Source organism: uncultured Rikenella sp. (assembly GCF_910579375.1).
GTDB lineage: Bacteria > Bacteroidota > Bacteroidia > Bacteroidales > Rikenellaceae > Rikenella.
On record NZ_CAJTUJ010000211.1, the window covers coordinates 1 to 2,517 of the forward strand.

Annotated in this window: 1 protein-coding gene; it reads right to left on the minus strand. The window is 63.7% G+C overall.

Annotated features, from left to right (window positions below; translation table 11 throughout):
• Nucleotides 1-381: 381 nt before the first annotated feature.
• Entirely contained in the window at nucleotides 382-2,118 is a 1,737-nt protein-coding gene (locus tag QZ302_RS09770) for a clostripain-related cysteine peptidase (RefSeq protein WP_294594889.1), read from the minus strand.
• Nucleotides 2,119-2,517: the final 399 nt, after the last annotated feature.

The following is a 2,517-nucleotide window of genomic DNA, read 5'->3' on the forward strand; positions in this document are numbered from 1 at the left end:
GCGTTTTCCGTGCGCGTAAAGTCAGACCAAGAAAGGGTAGAGGCCGCCGGTTATTTAGGATAGATCCGATCAGTTGGTTAGGGTAGAGGCTGCCCTTATTTTTAGGGTAGACCCGGCCCTTTGCCCCCCGCGAGCGGCACCCCCGTTTATTCCGAGAGGCAACGCAACTGAAAACCGTAGCCGCGACTCGCTGCATTGTCCGGGGTGAGGCCGTGCATGTCAAAAGATAAAAATAGGCCGTCGATTTCGTTTGTGGCTGATGACCAGTTATATCCGGCATAATAGCCACCCCATAACGTGCCTGAAGGGTATCCGCGGTAGCCCGGGGCGGTGCCGCTCGGTACTCGAAAGCTGGCCGCTTCGTCCCTAAATCGTCCCCGCCTACCGCGCCAGCGCGCCCATTCCCGAAGCTTCGCTCCAGCCGAACCGCGTGCGATAGGCCTCCAGAGAGACCGGCGTCGAGGCTCGCGGCAGGTAGGACGACAGGCCGCAATGGGTCAGCACCCGAATCGCCCCCGACTGTCCTTCGAGAATCCACGGCGTCGTCGCTGTATACGGCACCGCCGCCGCCAGCGCCCGGTCGAACGCCCCCACCGCTTCCGTGTAGGCGCCCCCGCTCCACGTCCGGTGAACCAGGTCGCCCAGGTCGTAGAACGTTCCGTTGAACGAGGTGTAGGTGCGTCCGAACTGCTGCGCCGCCGGCGAGAGACCCGCTGCTCCCTCCGGCAACCCGGTGTCGCTCAGCCGCTTCACCGCCTCCGCCAAAGTGGGTAACCCGCTGGTTTTGACAACCGAAACGGTAGCCGTCCGATAGGCTCCCGATTGTTCGTTGTAGTAGTCGAAGTAGGTGCGCGCTATCCCCTCGACATCCGCCGCGCCGGGCGAAAGCATCGGTTTCAGCACCTCCCGATAGGGGAATCCGGCTCCCAAAACCTCGGCCGCCGAGGCGATCAGGTAGTCGGTTCGGTCGCGGAACTCCCACGCCAGCTCGATGCAGGCCATGTGGCAGGCGTCGAAGAGGATGAAGTCGAACTTCCCGAATCCGGACAAGGCCCGGCTCATCGCGTCGATCTCCATCTCGCTGTTGTCGAAGCTGCTGCTTATGCCGAACGAGTAGCTCGTAATCCCCTGATTGTCTGTATTCGTTCCGCTCATCGACGTGGGCTTCTGTTCGCCGATCCCGGCGAGTTTCGACCCGCTCCACCCGGCGTCGTCCCAGGAGGGAATGACCGACCGAAGCGGTTGATAGCTCTCTGCGGGCAGCCACCCGGCGCCGTGCGACCAAAAGGCGAGTCCGTAGCTCGCCCCCGGTGCGAGCGCCATGGCGTCGGTCACCACGCGGGCCATCACTTCCGGGTCGGTCGGGTTTTGTTCCCGGCTGTAGGTCTTCAGCACGCGGCTGGCGAAGGGTCGGTTCGGGTCGTTGCGGTCGCCGGAGATGAGCAGCAGCCGCGGGGTGTCGTCGTAGTCGGCTGTGGTCGGTGCCCACCGGCTTGCGGCGGCCACCGGATGCAGATAAACGACCATCCGGCCCTCTTTTTCGTTGTCGGGGAGTGCGGCCCAGGCGGCTTCCATGTCGTTGATGTTCTGCACGGCGTAGGGGTAGAGGTTGTTGTCGGCGACCATGTATTCGATGACGGTGCGTCCGGCGGGGGGCACGTCGGGGTTGTGCCAGGTGGCGATGGTGTAATAGTCGCCCGGGGCGAGCCGCAGGGCGTCTGCCTGCACGGCCTGGAGGACTTCCGGGTCGCCCGGTGCCTGACTGCGGCTGTAGGCTTTCAGGAGGGTGCTCCCGAACTGTTCGGGGTCTTGGTCGCGGGCGATGAGCAGGAGTCTCGGCCGTTCGTCGTACTGCGGGTCGGCGGGGGCGTAGATGCTCCCTTTGGCCGGCGGGTAGAGGTAGACGATGTGCCGTTCGTTCGCGGCCGGATCGAACGCGGCTTCGAGTTCGTTGATGTAGCGTTGGGCGGCTGGGTAGCTCTGGTCGGTGGCGATGACGTATTCGATGACGGTGCGCTGGGCTGCGGGCAGGGGGGGCGGCTCGGGCGGGGTGGTTTCTTTGCAGCTGCCGAGGCCGACGAGGCTGATGAGAAGAAGGTATATCCGGTTGGTTTTCATCTGTTTCGGTTTCTTTTTTATGAGGGATTCGTCAGCGGGTGTTCTGTAGTTGTTTTCGGTGGAAGTTCGGTGTCGTCCCTCCCCGCCCCGGGCTACCGCGAGAGGGCGAATGGCGGGCTGAGCTACGTCGGCCACAACGGGTTCAGCTGGTCGTCTGCCATCAGCGGCACCAGCGGCGTGTTCTTGTACTTCAACGCGCAGCACCTCCATCCCAGCTACGCGGACAGTCGCGCCTACGGTCTTCAGTTGCGTTGCCTCTCGGAATAAACGGGGGCGGCATTTTCATATGAACAAGTGGGTCGGACGCCTGGGAGGAACGGCAACTCTCGACGCGTGAGCGGCGGGTTGCGGGCCTCCTGAGGGGGAGGCGTCCGGCCCGCGCGACCCTAAAAGGTCGCA